The 15,974-nt window shown below is 47.4% G+C and carries 16 protein-coding genes; 14 read left to right on the forward strand and 2 right to left on the reverse strand.

Annotated features, from left to right (window positions below; all coding sequences use genetic code 11):
* Positions 1–168: 168 nt before the first annotated feature.
* The 8 genes from BLV33_RS24775 to yajC all read left to right on the forward strand — a co-directional run bounded on the left by BLV33_RS24775 (position 169) and on the right by yajC (position 7,925).
* A complete protein-coding gene (locus BLV33_RS24775; protein WP_171909289.1) occupies positions 169–798 on the forward strand; it encodes a BofC C-terminal domain-containing protein in 630 nt (209 codons plus the stop codon).
* Positions 799–942: 144 nt separating this feature from the next.
* Complete coding sequence (gene ruvC / locus BLV33_RS24780) at positions 943–1,446, forward strand: crossover junction endodeoxyribonuclease RuvC (RefSeq protein WP_090799198.1); 504 nt, start codon at positions 943–945, stop codon at positions 1,444–1,446.
* Positions 1,443–2,066 carry a Holliday junction branch migration protein RuvA gene (gene ruvA, locus BLV33_RS24785; protein WP_090797966.1) on the forward strand — a complete coding sequence of 208 codons (624 nt, stop codon included), beginning with the start codon at positions 1,443–1,445 and terminating at the stop codon, positions 2,064–2,066. The genes ruvC and ruvA overlap by 4 nt, the downstream gene beginning before the upstream one ends.
* Before the next feature lie 12 nt (positions 2,067–2,078).
* Positions 2,079–3,086, forward strand: coding sequence for a Holliday junction branch migration DNA helicase RuvB (ruvB, locus tag BLV33_RS24790; protein WP_090797968.1), 1,008 nt, complete (start codon positions 2,079–2,081; stop codon positions 3,084–3,086).
* A gap of 131 nt (positions 3,087–3,217) precedes the next feature.
* Entirely contained in the window at positions 3,218–5,350 is a 2,133-nt protein-coding gene (locus BLV33_RS24795) for a SpoIID/LytB domain-containing protein (RefSeq protein ID WP_171909290.1), read from the forward strand.
* A gap of 9 nt (positions 5,351–5,359) precedes the next feature.
* On the forward strand, positions 5,360–6,448 hold the full coding sequence (gene queA, locus BLV33_RS24800) for a tRNA preQ1(34) S-adenosylmethionine ribosyltransferase-isomerase QueA (protein WP_090797971.1): 1,089 nt from the start codon (positions 5,360–5,362) through the stop codon (positions 6,446–6,448).
* Positions 6,449–6,464: 16 nt separating this feature from the next.
* On the forward strand, positions 6,465–7,604 hold the full coding sequence (gene tgt, locus BLV33_RS24805) for a tRNA guanosine(34) transglycosylase Tgt (RefSeq protein WP_090797972.1): 1,140 nt from the start codon (positions 6,465–6,467) through the stop codon (positions 7,602–7,604).
* 15 nt (positions 7,605–7,619) lie between these two features.
* Entirely contained in the window at positions 7,620–7,925 is a 306-nt protein-coding gene (gene yajC / locus BLV33_RS24810; protein ID WP_090797974.1) for a preprotein translocase subunit YajC, read from the forward strand.
* A gap of 96 nt (positions 7,926–8,021) precedes the next feature.
* Here the strand turns inward: yajC and BLV33_RS24815 are convergent, their stop codons facing one another.
* Positions 8,022–8,417 (reverse strand): TIGR04086 family membrane protein, encoded by a 396-nt coding sequence (locus tag BLV33_RS24815; protein WP_253187161.1) that lies wholly within the window; start codon positions 8,415–8,417, stop codon positions 8,022–8,024.
* Between the two features lie 90 nt (positions 8,418–8,507).
* Here BLV33_RS24815 and BLV33_RS24820 point away from each other — a divergent pair, with 90 nt between their 5' ends.
* The gene (locus tag BLV33_RS24820) at positions 8,508–9,830 is read left to right on the forward strand and encodes an ArsB/NhaD family transporter (protein ID WP_171909291.1); all 1,323 of its coding nucleotides are present in this window, start codon (positions 8,508–8,510) and stop codon (positions 9,828–9,830) included.
* Between the two features lie 93 nt (positions 9,831–9,923).
* Positions 9,924–10,571: a DUF421 domain-containing protein gene (locus tag BLV33_RS24825; protein ID WP_090797977.1), complete on the forward strand. Its 648-nt coding sequence runs from the start codon at positions 9,924–9,926 to the stop codon at positions 10,569–10,571.
* Here BLV33_RS24825 and spoVB read toward each other — a convergent pair.
* Positions 10,535–12,112: a stage V sporulation protein B gene (gene spoVB / locus BLV33_RS24830; protein ID WP_090797978.1), complete on the reverse strand. Its 1,578-nt coding sequence runs from the start codon at positions 12,110–12,112 to the stop codon at positions 10,535–10,537. The two genes, BLV33_RS24825 and spoVB, sit on opposite strands and share 37 nt — an antisense overlap.
* 156 nt (positions 12,113–12,268) lie before the next feature.
* Between spoVB and BLV33_RS24835 the strand changes: the two genes are divergently transcribed.
* The 4 genes from BLV33_RS24835 (at position 12,269) to BLV33_RS24850 (ending at position 15,955) form a co-directional block, all read left to right on the forward strand.
* A complete protein-coding gene (locus BLV33_RS24835; RefSeq protein WP_171909292.1) occupies positions 12,269–12,598 on the forward strand; it encodes a post-transcriptional regulator in 330 nt (109 codons plus the stop codon).
* A 215-nt stretch (positions 12,599–12,813) separates the two neighbouring features.
* Positions 12,814–14,067 (forward strand): protein translocase subunit SecD, encoded by a 1,254-nt coding sequence (gene secD, locus BLV33_RS24840; RefSeq protein WP_090797982.1) that lies wholly within the window; start codon positions 12,814–12,816, stop codon positions 14,065–14,067.
* Positions 14,057–14,989 (forward strand): protein translocase subunit SecF, encoded by a 933-nt coding sequence (secF, locus tag BLV33_RS24845; protein WP_090797983.1) that lies wholly within the window; start codon positions 14,057–14,059, stop codon positions 14,987–14,989. Before secD ends, secF begins: the two co-directional genes overlap by 11 nt.
* Before the next feature lie 3 nt (positions 14,990–14,992).
* Entirely contained in the window at positions 14,993–15,955 is a 963-nt protein-coding gene (locus BLV33_RS24850) for a cation diffusion facilitator family transporter (RefSeq protein WP_366414837.1), read from the forward strand.
* Positions 15,956–15,974: the final 19 nt, after the last annotated feature.

Genomic DNA, 15,974 nt, shown 5'->3' on the forward strand with positions numbered 1-15,974 from the left:
TATATCATGTTTGCGGCCACAGTCAAATTCTATCGATTAATGAGTGGCAATATTTAACATTTATCCTGCTTATCCCCATCGAGCTGCTCTTCATCCTATGGTAATTCATGTATACCCGTTCCTGCAATGGGAAACACTACGGAAAAAGCAGAATTCGAGGGGATTCCCGTGAATGTTTACAAATTCCTCAAAAATTTAAAGAAAAAGCTGAGGTGGAGGCGAAAGTGGATTGCACTGGGCCTGTTTCTGGTTGCCATTGCTGCAGGGCTGACAGCGTTCAGTTCCTATGGTTCGTATCAAAACTGGGCGAAGTCAAAGTCTGATCTTCGGACTCGAAGTGTCCTTGCTCCATCCAGCGATTCTGAAGCTATTCGATCGTTTAAAGGGAAACAAGATGTATATTTACAAACCTTATATGTATGCGGAGAAGAAACAGAACGGCTCGGGACTTGGAGCTCGTATGAGCTTCAGGAACAATACAAGAAGCACCCCGAGTGGTTGATCCGCATGAATGAGCCGGATAAGGTCACCTTTATCAAGCATGTGGAGGATCTTTCCCCTTCATGTAAAGCGCAGGCCTATATGGGCCTCGACGAGAACGGGAGCCTATCCCTTTTTAACGGCATGCCCGCCGTCGATAACGTGATTCGTACTTTTTTCCAGCTGGACATCCGCTATTTGGAAAGCAGCCTTCCCAAGGAAACGCTCAAGCAGCTGCAGGATGGTATTCGCATTACCGATATGGCGGAATACAACAGTGTACTTTCAACCTTCAGCGATTATGCCATGGGTGAATGAACGGATCATAGGGATAGACACAGGACAGATAGACCTCAGGAATTCCTCAGATAGACACAGGACTTCCTGAGTCTATCTCTTTTTTTTGTTATCTGCTATAATCGAGGAATACATATGTTCGCTTTTGGGATGGGAGAGAAGGTATTGCGCATTCTGGGAATCGATCCGGGAATCGCCATTGTCGGCTTCGGATTTATAGATAAAATCGGCAGCAAGCTCGTTCCGGTGCAATATGGCTCCATTCAAACGGAAGCCCATACCGAGCCGGGAATACGATTGAAAGAGGTTTATGATGCGGCGGTTCAGTTAATTGAAAAATACAAGCCCGATGCGATGGCAATTGAAAAGCTGTTTTTCAACCGCAATGTGACCACAGCTTTTACGGTTGGCCAAGCAAGAGGCGTCATCGTGTTGGCAGGTGTACAGGCTGGGCTGCAGGTGGCCGAGTATACCCCGCTCCAAGTGAAGCAGGCTGTAGTGGGCTACGGTAAAGCCGAAAAGCATCAGGTTCAAGAGATGGTGAAGATGCTGCTCAAACTTTCCGTTGTCCCGAAACCGGACGATGTGGCGGATGCGCTTGCCATAGCGATTTGCCATGCGCACTCTTCCGCTTTACTAACCATGATAAATGAGGCTGGAAAACGATGATTGATTTTTTAAGAGGTAAAATAGCGCTCAAAGAGCTAGATTATGCCGTGATGGATGTAAATGGGGTAGGGTACCGGGTTTTTTGCCCGAATCCTTATGCGATTACAAGCAAGGAAGACGAGGATGTCACTTTATACATCCATTATCATGTGCGTGAAGATGCTCATCTTCTGTTTGGTTTCCCGACCCGGGAGGAACAATCCTTGTTTCGCTTGCTGCTGGAGGTCAGCGGAATCGGACCAAAGGTAGCGCTTGGCGTTCTTGCCGGTGGAAGGCCTGAAGCGGTGATAGCGGCAATCAGCCAGGAAAATATCGCCTATTTGATGAAGCTGCCGGGGATCGGTAAGAAAACAGCGCAGCGAGTAATCCTCGACTTGAAGGATAAGCTGGGGACCGTTCCTGCGGCGAGCCGCATTGGCGGGGTCGCGATGGATACAGTCGGCATGCCTGCTGCCGAAGGCGGCCTCTCTTGGTCGGAAGCCAAAGAAGCGTTGATGACGCTGGGTTACACCGAAGCCGAGACAGATCGTGCATGGCATCAAGTTAAGGGCAAGGTAAATCCCGGCGATCCGGTGGATGCTGTGATGAAGCTGGCGCTGCAAGCCTTGTATCAAATGTAGGAGGGGATCCCCATGGATGACCGGATCATATCCGCCAATTTGATGATGGAGGAACAGGCAATGGAATTCAGCCTGCGGCCCCGCTATCTGGCTGAATATATCGGACAAGCGCAAGCCAAAGAGAATCTGAAGGTCTACATTGAAGCGGCAAAGCTACGTAAAGAAGCCTTGGATCACGTGCTTCTGTACGGGCCTCCGGGGCTCGGCAAAACGACCCTGTCGAACATCATCGCCAACGAGCTTGGCGTGAATATACGGACCACCTCCGGCCCTGCGATCGAGCGGCCGGGAGATCTCGCTGCCATCCTGACGAATTTGCAGGAGGGCGACGTGCTCTTCATCGACGAAATCCATCGCCTCCACCGTACGGTGGAGGAGGTGCTGTATCCGGCGATGGAGGATTATGCCCTTGACATTATCATCGGCAAGGGTCCGAGTGCGCGCTCGGTGCGGCTGGACCTGCCGACGTTTACGTTGGTCGGAGCGACCACGAGGGTCGGGCTGCTCTCCGCGCCGCTGCGGGACCGCTTCGGCGTGGTGAGCCGCCTGGAATATTACAACGTCGAGGAGCTGACGTATATTGTCAGCCGCACCGCCGATATTCTGCAGGTGCAGATCGTTGGCGAAGCCGCACGCGAGATCGGCATGCGCTCACGAGGGACGCCGCGCATCGCGAACCGGCTCTTGAAACGGGTCAGGGATTATGCCCAGGTTCGAGGGGACGGGATCATCACCCTGGATATGGCGAAGAGCTCCCTGCGGCTGCTGCAGGTGGATGATTTGGGACTGGACGAGATCGACCATAAGATGCTTCGCGCCGTCATCAGAAACTTCCAGGGAGGTCCTGTCGGGCTGGATACGATTGCCGCAACCATCGGGGAAGAAAGCCAAACGATAGAGGATGTATATGAGCCCTACCTTTTGCAAATCGGGTTTTTGCAGCGAACTCCGCGTGGACGAACGGTAACTCCGCTGGCCTATGGCCACTTGGGATTGCCGCTTCCGGATCAACGAAACTAGCGAGCTTGACAGTCTCTTTCCCGGCTTTAAGAAAGACGGAAAGGGATTTTTTTCTTGTTTCTACAAAACTTCCAGCGATTATTGGCGTCTAATTAACTAGAATGCTATCGAGAGCGAGGAACTTTGACTTCATGAGATTAAAATCGGGACTACTGCGTAAATCTGTCACTTTGCTGGCTGCAGCCATGATTGGCATAGGATCACAGCCCTTTTTTCCCAGTACTTCCTTTGCCGTTGTCCCCAAATTGGACAATATTCGCGTCGTTTTATTCATAGATTCGCCCAAATATAGTGCGGTCGAACCGGTTGTGACCTTATCCTCTGCAAGCGGTCTGGATATTGGCATTCGCACAGCTGCCGCGAGCAAAACATGGATTTCCCTTACGGGTGCAGCTTCAGTTCGAGGATCACTTGACCAATTTGCAGTCATGATACTGGAAACTCCAGATTTTACGGCTGCTAAAGCACTCTATAGCAAACTGTCTGTGATGCCGGGAGATTCATATATTATCAGCCACAAGAAACAGGGCAAAGCCGTCTTCCAAGTTTTCTACGGAAGCTATGGATCCTTGGATGCTGCGACTGCTGCCCAATTGCAAATCAGTATGGATCCTGCCGTAACGGCCTTGCTCAAAGGCGCAGTGCCTGGAATTACAGGTCCTCTGCACTGGTCTGCAGGCGGCTATGAGACGGAAGCGGAGGCTGCCGTGCAGGCGGGTGTGATCTCCCAAGCCGGTTTTAATGCGGATATAGCGATTCAGGAGGATGCTTCAGGCAAGCTCTGGTATACCGTTTGGGTCGGAAACGAGTCTACGCCGGCACAATTGAACGATATTAAGCAAAAAGTGGCAGCTCTTTTGCCCGGTGTCGTCCTTCAGCCAGCAAACGCGGGCACACCTTATTTACTCAAAAAGTGGGACGTCACTGCAGATGCTACCGGTACGGGTCAAACCGCTCACTACGCGGCTGGAGGACCTGGCATAAAAGCATGGATTCATCCCAAGCAAGCGGGCATTACGGTCAAGGAACGAGCCGCTCGAACATTTAGAGGCGACATTGAGCTTAGCAGCTACAATGGCAAAATGGCTGTAGTGAATGAGGTTCTTTTTGAACAGTATCTTTATGCTGTTGTGAGCTCCGAGCTTAGTCCAGCCTGGCCGGCCGAGGCTTTGAAGGCTCAAGCTGTCGCTGCCCGCACATATGCGCTCGCGCAAGGCTTGAAGTATGAAATCGCCCAAGTTACGGATAATACGCTGGACCAAGCCTACTACGGGATGTCCAAAGAATTCCCGGCTGCGGTTCAGGCAGTGGAGGCTACAAAAGGCGAAGTGGTGATGTATAACAACAAACTCATCACGCCGTTTTATTCCTCCAACGCCGGGGGTATGACTGCGGATCCTACGGAAGTTTGGGGGAATTCGGCAGCTTATCTCAAAAGCGTACCCAGTCCCGATAACGGGGCTGCGGCGGGCAAAGCCATTTGGTACGAGGTCAAGCTCTCCAGCGGGAAAACCGGATATATTCATTCATCCTACTTAAAGACCACAGGTCAAAAGAGCGCTGCCGATCTTGCAATATATGAAACGACAGAAGCTGTCAATCTGCGAGGCGCTCCATATGTCGATAACACAGGCAATCCACCCATCGTCATGCTGAGTGCCCAGGAAAGAGTAGAGATCCTCGGGCAAGAAACCGAGTCGAATGCTTTTTCATGGATTCGCGGCCCATATGATGCCGCTTTTCTGGAATCAAAGCTAGCTAGTACGGGTGTAAATCTTCAAGGCGGATTACAATCGCTTGAAGTGAGTAAGCTGGGACCTTCCGGACGTGTTACGGAAATCAAAGCCAATGGGCAAGTCGTCAAGGTTGCCAGTCCGGATGCGTTTCGCTCGCTTTTTGGCGGGCTTCCAAGCACCCTGTTTGAAATTCAGGTTACGGGCAGTTATACTGTAAATGGAACTCCGGTCACTACGCCTGGCGGAAAACCCCCAGTTAATTCGATGTATGTACTTAGCGGCAAGCAGACACAGCCGGTTAAAGTCGATAAAACACAAATCTTTGTCCTTGGAGGTTCGGGTGCTGCCCAGCAAATTCCGCAGGACAGGATCGAAATCTCAAACAAGAAATACGTTTTCAAAGGAAAAGGCTTCGGCCATGGTCTCGGCATGTCCCAATGGGGTGCGAAGGGGTATGCGGAGCAGGGTTACGATTACAAAAAAATACTCCAGGCTTATTACAGTGGAGTCAGCATAGTTAAGGAATGAAATCACTGAATGGATGTAAACGCGTTTGATTTTGATTTGCCGGACGATTTAATTGCTCAAACGCCGCTTGCCGTTAGAACGGCATCCCGTTTGCTTACGTTGAATAAACATACAGGTGAGGTCAAGCATCACCAGTTCGACAGCTTGGCGGATCAACTGGAAGCCGGGGATTTGCTCGTGATGAATGATACGCGAGTCATTCCAGCCCGGCTTTTTGGCGTCAAATCCGATACCGGCGCGAAAGTGGAAGTGCTGCTGCTCAAATCGTTTAGCGAGGATCGCTGGGAGGCTCTTGTGCGTCCCGGTAAGCGTCTTAAAGCAGGAGCTGTGGTGGTTTTCGGCGATAACGAGGCTTCAGGAGAAGGAGCTCCGCCCCTGCTTTCTGCCATTGTGCAGGAAGAAATGGAGATGGGAGCGAGAGTGCTGCAGTTTCGCTATGCGGGCATTTTTACCGAGATCCTGGATAGGCTGGGACAAATGCCGCTTCCTCCTTACATCAAGGAGCAACTGCCGGAAAAAGAGCGTTATCAGACCGTATATGCGAAGCATGAAGGCTCTGCAGCGGCACCTACGGCTGGACTGCATTTTACGGAAGCCTATCTGGAACGCCTGAAGCAAAAAGGGGTTCGTCTTGCGTTTGTCACCCTCCATGTCGGTTTGGGTACGTTTAGGCCTGTTTCGGTAGACAAGGTAGAGGAGCACGAAATGCATGCGGAATATTATGAATTAAGTTCAGAGACTGCGTCGATGATCAATGAAACCAGAGCTGCTGGCAAGCGGATTATTGCTGTAGGTACGACTTCTGCAAGAACACTTGAAACGGCAGCGAGGCGGAGTTTGGATGCAGCATCTTCAGATTCAAGAACGGGGATATTGAAAATTGAGCCCTGCAGCGGATGGACAAGCATCTTCATTTATCCAGGCTTTAAATTTCAAATTGTCGATGCGATGCTGACCAATTTTCATCTTCCCAAATCCACGCTGATGATGCTTATCAGTGCATTGGCGGGAAGAGAGAATGTCATGCTCGCTTACAAGGAAGCCGTCCAAGAGCGCTACCGATTTTTCAGCTTTGGTGATGCGATGTTTATCTATTAGACAGGGAGTGATCCGAATGACAGCAGCAGTTACTTACGAACACATCAAGTCATGCAAGCAAACCGGTGCCAGACTCGGACGCGTCCACACTCCCCACGGCGTGATCGATACGCCTGCATTTATGCCGGTAGGCACTCAGGCGACTGTGAAAACCATGAGTCCGGAAGAATTGAAATCGATGGATGCTCAAATCATTTTAAGCAATACCTATCACTTGTTCTTGCGCCCTGGTCACGAGCTGATCAAAGCGGCAGGAGGCTTGCATACATTTATGAACTGGGATCGTCCGATCCTCACGGACAGCGGCGGATTTCAGGTATTTAGCTTAAGCGATATCCGTAAAATCACGGAAGAAGGCGTGCAGTTCAACTCCCATTTGAATGGGGATAAGCTGTTTCTTTCACCAGAGAAAGCGATGGAAATTCAAAATGCGCTTGGCTCCGATATCATGATGGCGTTCGATGAATGTCCTCCATATCCAGCCGAGTATGACTATATTAAAAAGTCCTTAGAGCGGACAAGCCGTTGGGCCGAAAGATGCCTCAGCAGCCATGCCCGCAAACAGGATCAAGGACTTTTTGCGATCGTCCAGGGCGGCATGCATGAGGATTTGCGACGACTGAGCGCTGATCAGTTGACTTCCATGGATTTCCCGGGGTATGCTATTGGTGGACTGAGTGTAGGGGAGCCCAAGCCTATGATGTATGAGGTGTTGGATTATACCACTCCTTTACTTCCAATAGATAAGCCCCGCTATTTAATGGGGGTTGGTTCGCCGGACGCCTTGATTGAAGGCTCCATGCGGGGCATTGATATGTTTGATTGTGTCCTGCCTACCCGCATCGCGCGTAACGGTACCTGCATGACCAGTTCAGGCCGGCTGGTAGTCCGTAACGCCAAATATGCAGAAGATTTCGGACCGCTTGATCCGAAATGCAGCTGCTATACCTGCAAGAATTATAGCCGAGCCTACATCCGCCATTTAATCAAAGCGGACGAAACGTTCGGCATAAGATTAACCACATATCATAATCTTCATTTTCTGCTTCAGCTGATGCGGGAGATCAGACAAGCGATCGCGAATGACCGTTTGCTTGATTTTCGCAATGAATTTTTCGCCAGCTATGGACTAGACGACAATGAAAGAGGATTTTAAGAAAGGAGGATCACTATGTTTGAATTAGCCTCACAGCCTGCCGCTGGCGGTAACGTATTATTTACATATGGACCCTTGATCTTGATGTTTGTAGTGTTGTATTTCTTACTTATCCGCCCGCAGCAAAAGAAACAAAAAGTTCGTAATCAGATGCTGAATGCCTTGAAAAAAGGCGATAAAGTGGTAACGATCGGCGGACTTCACGGAACGATTATGGAAATTACCGACGACGTCGTTGTGCTTCGCGTCAATGACGCTACCAAGATGACATTCGATCGTTCTGCAATCAATTCCGTTTCCAAATCCGAAGTTACTGCCTAATAATCAAATGAAAAAAACGAGAGCTTGGTCATCCAAGCTCTCGTTTTTTGCTGAGCAGCAGCTCGATTTTGTTGAAGAAAAGAATCGCAACTACTTTTATTTCCTTGAGTTTACCCCTAGGATGCCTCCCAGTGCGCCAATGGCAACAAGCAGCACCAGAAGCCTGAGGGAATGAAGATTCAAGCTGGCATCATAGGCTAAGAAACCAACAATAAAAAGGATAGTGCTGTAAAATACACTCAGCATGCCGCCATGGTACCAACCGCGGCTTTCCGACCGTTTTCCGGTAACCCATCCACCTATAAACAACGAAACCGCATGCAAAATAGTCGTCAATGTGGGCAAGGAGTGCTCTTGTGTATTGGTGAAGAATAAGATAAGTGATATAAGTAATGTGCCTGCTGTCATAAAGGTTAGGGCGTAAACAAGGCCGGAAAGCAGCGGAGACGAAATTCGCGTCGGGTTAACTCTTTGAATCGGGTTCATCGGCATCGATCCCTTCTATTTGCTTGATTTCTTTACCATCATTGTATGGTCAAGCATTCTGAAATAGTACCAATCAATTTGGAAAGGAAGTTTAGTATGAATGAATTTACGCATGGTCCTGTCATGTGGCAAACTATCGCCGCTATACTCATTTTTGCTGTTGCCTATTTGCTGTTTTTAGCTGAGATTTGGAACCGTACATATGTAGCTCTTACAGGAGCTTTACTTATGCTGGCGCTTGGCATTGTCCCTTTTCAAAAAGCATTTGCACAGTATATCCATTGGAACACATTATTTTTACTCATCGGCCTTTATATCATTTCCCATTTTTTTCGAAAAACGGGTCTGTTTTCTTATCTGGCCGTTTATCTTATTGGACGCACTGCTGCCAACCCATTGTCCATGCTTTTGATTTTGGCCTTGATCGCAGGTATCGGTTCTGCGCTCTTTGACGGGCTTTTGGTAATAGCAACATTAGTTCCATTTACTCTTCATGCAGTCCGAATTTTGAAAATATCGTCGGTTCCTTTTGTGGCTGCGGAAATTATTATGGCCAATATAGGCGGAATGGCAACATTAATCGGCAATACACCCAATCGGTTGATAGGGACTTATGCGGGGTTGACTATTCTTCAGTTTTTAACTGTTATTGGACCATTGGTATTCTTGTTTATGCTAGTCACTTTGATTCTATTAGGATGGATGTACAGAAAACAATTTCAAGTTTCTTCAGATCGAAAGAAAGAACTGCTTCGCCAGCAGGCATCTGATTATTTAGTAGACGGTCTTTTGCTGTTTAGAGGAACTATCGTCTCCATGTTGATTCTTCTTGGCTTTCTGCTGCAGGGAGTTCTTGGTGTTCAGTCCGGTACAATTGCCCTAGCGGGGGCTCTTTTAATAGTTTTAGTGGATTATAAAGAAATCGGCAGGACATTCAGGCAAAGAGATTATGTAAGATGGCTGCATGGAGTCATAGATTCACAGGTTTTGTTTTTTGCGGGGTTGTTCATTATGGTTGGGGGACTCACTTATTCCGGCGTAAGTGGTTACACGGCTGCCAGAGGGGTAGAGATCACTCAAGGCAGCCTGTCGTTTGCGGCTATGATGCTGCTATGGATTACAGGTTTAGGATCAGCAGCGGTTGATTCGATTCCTTTTGTAGCGGCCATGCTCCCGGTCGTAAAAGAAACAGCGTCAGCATTTGGCCGAGTTGATGCTTTATGGTGGGCACTCGCTATGGGGGCTGGAATTGGAGGGGCCGGTACATTGCTGGGCTCTACGATGAATATGGCCGCGGCGGGAATGGCTCAGGCAGAAGGAGAGAGGCTTACTCATTGGCAGTATTTTAAAATTTCAGGCATTATCACGATCATTATGATGGCTTTAGCCTCCATTTATTTATCCGTATTTCTTCTTTAGCTGGTAACAATTGAATAGACAGGAGCGGAATGAGGAGAAGACGGAAGGGTGACAATACCACTTGAGCCTATTGCTGGATCAGGAGGTAGCCGAATGGACATCATGATCGTATTTCTTCGAACCGTACTGATCTACTTTGTCGTGTTTCTGGTGCTTCGTATTATGGGAAAAAGAGAAGTTGGCAAGCTTTCATTATTTGATCTGGTCATCTCCATCATGATTGCAGAGATTGCTGTATTCGTACTGGAGGATTCCAATAAGCCGCTTATAGAAGGGCTTGTGCCCATGGGAACTTTAGTGCTCATCCAGTTGCTGATAGCATTCCTTACGTTAAAAAGCAGGTGGATTCGCCTGTTGTTTGAAGGTAAGCCAAGCCTATTAATCGAGAAAGGGCAGTTAAATCGCGATGAAATGAAGAAGCAGCGTTACAATCTGGATGATCTCCTGCTCCAGCTTAGACAGCAAAAAGTGCGGGATGTGGCCGATGTTGAATTGGCCATACTTGAGCCTACCGGAAAGCTGAGTGTTATTGAAAAAGGCAGCAATCCTTTCCGTTTCGAAGGACTGCCGCTGCCGCTCATCCTGGATGGCAAGGTGCAGGACGATCAATTGGAGAAGCTTGGCCAAACGAGGTTTTGGCTCAAAAACCAGCTGCAGGCCAGAGGAGTTTTTGATTTTAAAGAAGTGTTTTTCTGTTCCATCGATCATCGCGGCCATATTTTCCTGAATCGAAAAAGATAACTTTTCACCCGCTGCAAATCAGCGTGATCGATAATACGCAGCAGGAGGATCATCATGATGTACAAGGTGATTCCTGTGATGCACGATGCGCAAAACCGCAAAAGGGAACTTTCTGCCCATTGTGTGTTCATGATGGCGTAGCTGCTCATGCCGGATACGGCCATAGCTGTGCCGACCTTAAGAAATTCGATGCCTTGCATTTGGAATTTCAGCAGCCGCACCACGCTGTTCCAATGCAGGAAAGTAATGAGCACAATATTTATGTTAATTGCCATAATTGCACCTAGAATGCCCATTTCCGGCTTGCTGGCTAACCAATAAATAAGCAAAAGCTTAACGCTCGAACCGATCAAGGTATTAATCAATGCGGAACCGGGCTTATTTAATGCCTGCAGGGCTGCCTGCAGAGGGGCTTGAAAGTAAATAAACAAGGCTACGGGAGCCATCATTTTTAACATAACACTTATATTGGGTTGATTATACATGATCAAGCAAAGAGGCTCAGCCAGTACAAACATGAGAACCGTGAATGGGGCTCCTGTGACTAAAGCAAGTCGCAGCGATTGGTGCAGCCTTTTATGGATGGTGTGCATATCCTTTCGCGCTGCGGCTTCGCTTAAGGAAGGCACCAAGGAAACGGACAGCGAATAAGTGAGAGCACTGGGCAGCATCAGAATTGGAATGATCATCCCTTGCAAAGCCCCGTATTGGGATGTTGCAAGCGCAGTTGAAATACCGGCTAATGATAAACTTTGCATAATAAGGATGGATTCAAGCAAGTAAGATGTGGCTCCAACAAGCTTGCTGCCCGTCACAGGAATGGAAATACGCAATATTCGACGCAGATTATTAAGCCTGCCCTTGCTTAGATTAGTGCCGATCGCGGCTTTTGCCCGTTCTGGCGAATTTCTTTTGCCCGCTCGAACATAAATCAAAAGCATCAGCATTCCGCTAAGCTCACCCACCATGACACCGATCATAGCACCTGCTGCAGCAAATTCTATTCCGTACGGCAGCATAAAGTAGGCAAATAACAGCACCATGACAATGCGTACCAGGGTTTCAACCGTTTGCGACACTGCAGTCGGAATCATGTTATGCTTGCCCTGAAAGTAACCGCGAACGACAGATCCTATGGCAACAATCATGATGATTGGACTCATGCATAAAAAGGTTAGGTACACTCTGGAATCAGTTAACAGATGCTTGGTGATCCATGTGGAGGCCAATAAACATAAAGCAGTGAAGAAAACCCCTAAAGAGATGGATAAGGTTAACGATATTTTTAAAATTCTGCGAGTCCTGGCTTCATTGTTTTCGGCTTCCGCTTCCGCAACCAGCTTGGCAACAGCTACAGGAATCCCTCCGGTGATAAAGGTCAGAATGACAATGAGAAACGGCCATCCCATCTGATACAGCCCAACCCCTTCGGCTCCAATGACACGCGGCAAGGTTATTCGAGGGATGAATCCCAAAAGTCGATTCATGATGCCTGCAGCCAAAAGAATCATGGTTCCGTGGATAAAAGATTGCTTGCTCACCCGTCATTCCTTCTTCCCTCACTGCCTATATCTGAGACTATGCGAGAGAAGGCCAAGCTCATGCTAACATTTTATGGACATGCAGCGTCATTGGGAGGAAAACGGTATATGACATCGAATACTATGATGTGGAAGAACTCTGAGGGAGGGCTAATCATGAGTGAAGAGGACGACATATTGGAGCAGCAAGAAACTTTAGATTCCATTTTGTCAGAGCGGCATTTCATAGAAAAAGAGCATCATGTGCTATCCGAAAATGAGCTAAATGAAGTTATCGAAAGCTTATGCCTGAGCAAAGTGGAAGAATTCAAACTCCTCGGCTATGATCATGTAACCGGCAAAGAGATCTGGGATTGCGTCAGCGACAGGTACCGCAAAAGCGGAATGCCCGCCTTGCATCAGATCGTGAACGATATTCTATCGCTAAAATCGACACAATTCATGAACTGGATGACTATGAGTGCTTTCAAAGGAGCCCAATTCTAAGGAAGGGCTTGTTTTTTTTGCCCGTTGATAAGAAATTATAAGTTTACTAACTTATTTTGCTTCGCATCAACCTTGACAAACGCGCTCGTCATTATGGACGGCGCAGCCGTTTATACTGGTCAACCGGGAATTATTTCTTCTCTTCGGCAAATTGACTCGATTTGGGCACGTAAGTATAATAGGAATATTGGGTATCGAAGGGAGACAAGCAATTAATGTTAGATTGGAGAAGAATATCAGCCTTTTTTTTAACCATCATTGTCGTTCTGGGCGTTGTTGCTGCAACAAGTCCTGTACTTGTGCAAAGAATCAAGCTCGGTTTGGATTTAAAGGGAGGATTTGAAATTTTATATACCGCAGAGCCTCTTAATGCTGGACAACCCCTGAACAAGGATACGTTAAAGCAGGCTGCCGATAATATCGCAAGACGAGCTGACGGCATGGGTATAACTGAGCCCGAAGTGTACCCGGAGGGAACGGACCGGATTCGTGTAAGATTGGCTGGAGTTACCAACGAAGAAGAAGTAAGAAAACAGATTTCTACGCCAGCTGTGCTCACTTTCCGTACTTATGATGGGAAGATAAAACTAGACGGCACGGATTTTGTTGAAAATGCTGCAAAGGTTGGTTTTCAGCCGAACACGAACCAGCCTCTGATTGAAATTAAAATGAAGAGTAAAGACAAGTTTAATCAAGTAACGACTGAAATTTCACAAATCCCGCCGCCCAACAATGTGCTTGCTATTTATTTAGATGATAAGCAGTTGTCCGCTCCTTCTGTCAAAGCTCCAATTAACAGTGATTCAGCGGTCATTGAAGGAAGCTATACTTTCACTGAGGCAACAAATTTAGCAAAAACCATTAATTTAGGGGCATTGCCTTTAAAACTAACGGAAAAATATATCCAGCGGGTAGATGCCACCTTGGGTCAGGCTTCACTGGCACAAACGGCAAGAGCAGGATTGATTGCTTCCATCCTCATCTTCTTGTTCATGGTATTGTACTATCGTGTGCCGGGTCTTGTTGCTGCATTCACTCTTATCAGCTACACCTGGCTGCTTCTGGCCGTGTTTGATTGGATGAACGCTACCTTAACACTGCCGGGAATTGCGGCTCTGGTGCTCGGTGTCGGCATGGCGGTTGACGCCAATATTATTACCTACGAAAGAATCAGGGAAGAAATTCGTTCTGGCAAGAGCACACTGTCGGCTTTGAAGTCAGGATCGAAGCATTCCTTCCGCACGATCATGGATGCGAACGTGACCAACCTTATTGCTGGTGCCGTTCTTTATTATGTTGGTAACGGAGCCATCCGCGGGTTTGCCGTTATTACCATGGTGAGTATTATCATCAGTATTTTAACCAACGTCTTCTTGTCCAGAGGGCTGCTGCACTTGATTATTCGCGGCAATATGCTGAAAAAACCGGTTTATTTCGGCGTTAAGGAGGCAGAGATTCGTGATTTATAAGAATAAATATGACTTTGTAAAGAACCGTCGGATCTTTTATGCCATCTCCGCTTTGATTCTTGTTATCGGCTTGGCGGTAACCTTGATAGCCGGCATGAACTTCGGCGTCGATTTTAAAGCGGGAACGAATGTCGACTTGGTTGTCGGCAAAACACTGGATAGAGCGAAAGTGGATCAAATTTTGGCGGAATTGACGGCTAGCGGAGATTTGAAATCGAAGCATACAGAGCCTACGATCGGCGGCAACAATAAAGACCGGGTTTCGATCCGTTTTGAAGAAGTGTTGAACGACGCCGCCACGCAAAAGTTGCAGGATGCCTTTAAATCGGCTTATGGAACCGATGTTTCCAAAGAAATTAACACAGTTGATCCGCAGCTCGCCAAGGAGCTTTTGGTGAAAGCGGTATATGCGGTAGCGATTGCGAGTGTGCTGATTTGTATATATGTCAGCATCCGTTTTGAATGGCGCTTTGCGATCGCAGCGATTATTGCCATTTTGCATGATGCTTTAATGGTTATTGCTGTGTTTGCGATTTTCCGTTTTGAAGTCAATTTACCGTTTTTGGCTGCTATTTTGACGACAATCGGTTATTCGATCAATGATAAAATTGTTATTTTTGACCGGATTCGCGAAAATCTTCGTTTTACGAAATTAAAAACCGACAATGACTTGATCCAAATGGTTAACGATAGTATTTGGCAGACCATGGCTCGGAACATCAATACGGTATTAGTGGTTTTAGTTGCAGCAGGCTGTTTGTATATATTTGGAAGTCAATCTATCAAGCTGTTTGCCCTTGCCAAGCTCATCGGTTTAACAAGCGGAGCATACTCCTCCATCTTTATCGCTTGTTCGTTATGGTATGTTCTCAAAAGAAAGTCACTTGGCACTAAAAAGAAGGTTGCCGCAAGCAATTCATAGGGAGTGGCCGTATTGACAGAAGAACGCTTTAAAAAAGCGGAAATTGCTGCCTGGGTGGGTATTGCGGGCAATATTGCTGTTTCCGTACTTAAGGGAATTGTTGGGATCAAGGCGAGCAGTCAAGCATTGATAGCCGATGCCGTCCATTCGGCATCGGATGCTGCAGGGTCATTTGCTGTGCTGATCGGTCTTCGTGCTGCCAAACTGCCCCATGACGAGAACCATCCTTATGCAAGCGGAAAAGCAAGGTCCATCGCTTCCATCATTGTTTCTGTTATATTACTGTTCGCTGGCATCGAGATGGGCATTTCCGCCTTTAAATCACTTCTTCATGGTGTGGATGCCGCACCCAAAAGCTACGCCTTCATCGCTATTGGGATTTCTATCATCGTCAAAGAACTCATCTTTCGATATAAATTTAATTTAGGCAGCAAACTGGGCTCAGGGGCGTTGAACGCGAACGCCTTGGAGCATCGGTCGGATATCTATTCCTCTATTGCAGCTTTAATGGGTGTGCTTGGAGCCATACTTGGCACTTATTGGGGTCTGCCATTTTTTTATTATTTTGATCCTGCCGCCGGACTTTTTATCTCACTGCTGGTGCTCAAAATGGGCTATAATTTGGTTATTGAAGCGATTCACCATACACTTGATGATGAATTTGATCAGGAAGATGCAGTCGATTTGATCAGTACAGTTCAAAGAGTCAAGGGCGTTATCGCGGTTGATGATCTGCGAGCCAAAGTACTTGGCAATGATATCATCGTCGATGTAAAAATCAGTGTTCATCCCAAAATATCAGTGCAAGAAGGTCACGAAATCGCAAAAGTGACAAAGCAGCAGTTGATGAAGCGTTTTCTCCATGTATCCGATGTTTTTGTACAGGTGAGTCCATATCATCCAGGACTGCCCTACAAGTATAATGTAGATCCGGATCAAGATGAGTTTCCAACGCTTATTCATTAATAAGCTGGTTGTTGAAGGG

This window comes from Paenibacillus sp. GP183 (genome assembly GCF_900104695.1).
Taxonomy (GTDB): Bacteria; Bacillota; Bacilli; order Paenibacillales; family NBRC-103111; genus Paenibacillus_AI.

Excerpts from the sequence above, each read along its gene's own strand:
- ruvA (WP_090797966.1), top strand. The coding sequence starts at position 1,443 with ATGATTGATTTTTTAAGAGGTAAAATAGCGCTCAAAGAGCTAGATTAT.
- ruvB (WP_090797968.1), top strand. The coding sequence starts at position 2,079 with ATGGATGACCGGATCATATCCGCCAATTTGATGATGGAGGAACAGGCA.
- BLV33_RS24795 (WP_171909290.1), top strand. The coding sequence starts at position 3,218 with ATGAGATTAAAATCGGGACTACTGCGTAAATCTGTCACTTTGCTGGCT.
- queA (WP_090797971.1), top strand. The coding sequence starts at position 5,360 with ATGGATGTAAACGCGTTTGATTTTGATTTGCCGGACGATTTAATTGCT.
- tgt (WP_090797972.1), top strand. The coding sequence starts at position 6,465 with ATGACAGCAGCAGTTACTTACGAACACATCAAGTCATGCAAGCAAACC.
- yajC (WP_090797974.1), top strand. The coding sequence starts at position 7,620 with ATGTTTGAATTAGCCTCACAGCCTGCCGCTGGCGGTAACGTATTATTT.
- BLV33_RS24815 (WP_253187161.1), bottom strand. The coding sequence starts at position 8,417 with ATGCCGATGAACCCGATTCAAAGAGTTAACCCGACGCGAATTTCGTCT.
- BLV33_RS24820 (WP_171909291.1), top strand. The coding sequence starts at position 8,508 with ATGAATGAATTTACGCATGGTCCTGTCATGTGGCAAACTATCGCCGCT.
- BLV33_RS24825 (WP_090797977.1), top strand. The coding sequence starts at position 9,924 with ATGGACATCATGATCGTATTTCTTCGAACCGTACTGATCTACTTTGTC.
- BLV33_RS24835 (WP_171909292.1), top strand. The coding sequence starts at position 12,269 with ATGAGTGAAGAGGACGACATATTGGAGCAGCAAGAAACTTTAGATTCC.
- secD (WP_090797982.1), top strand. The coding sequence starts at position 12,814 with ATGTTAGATTGGAGAAGAATATCAGCCTTTTTTTTAACCATCATTGTC.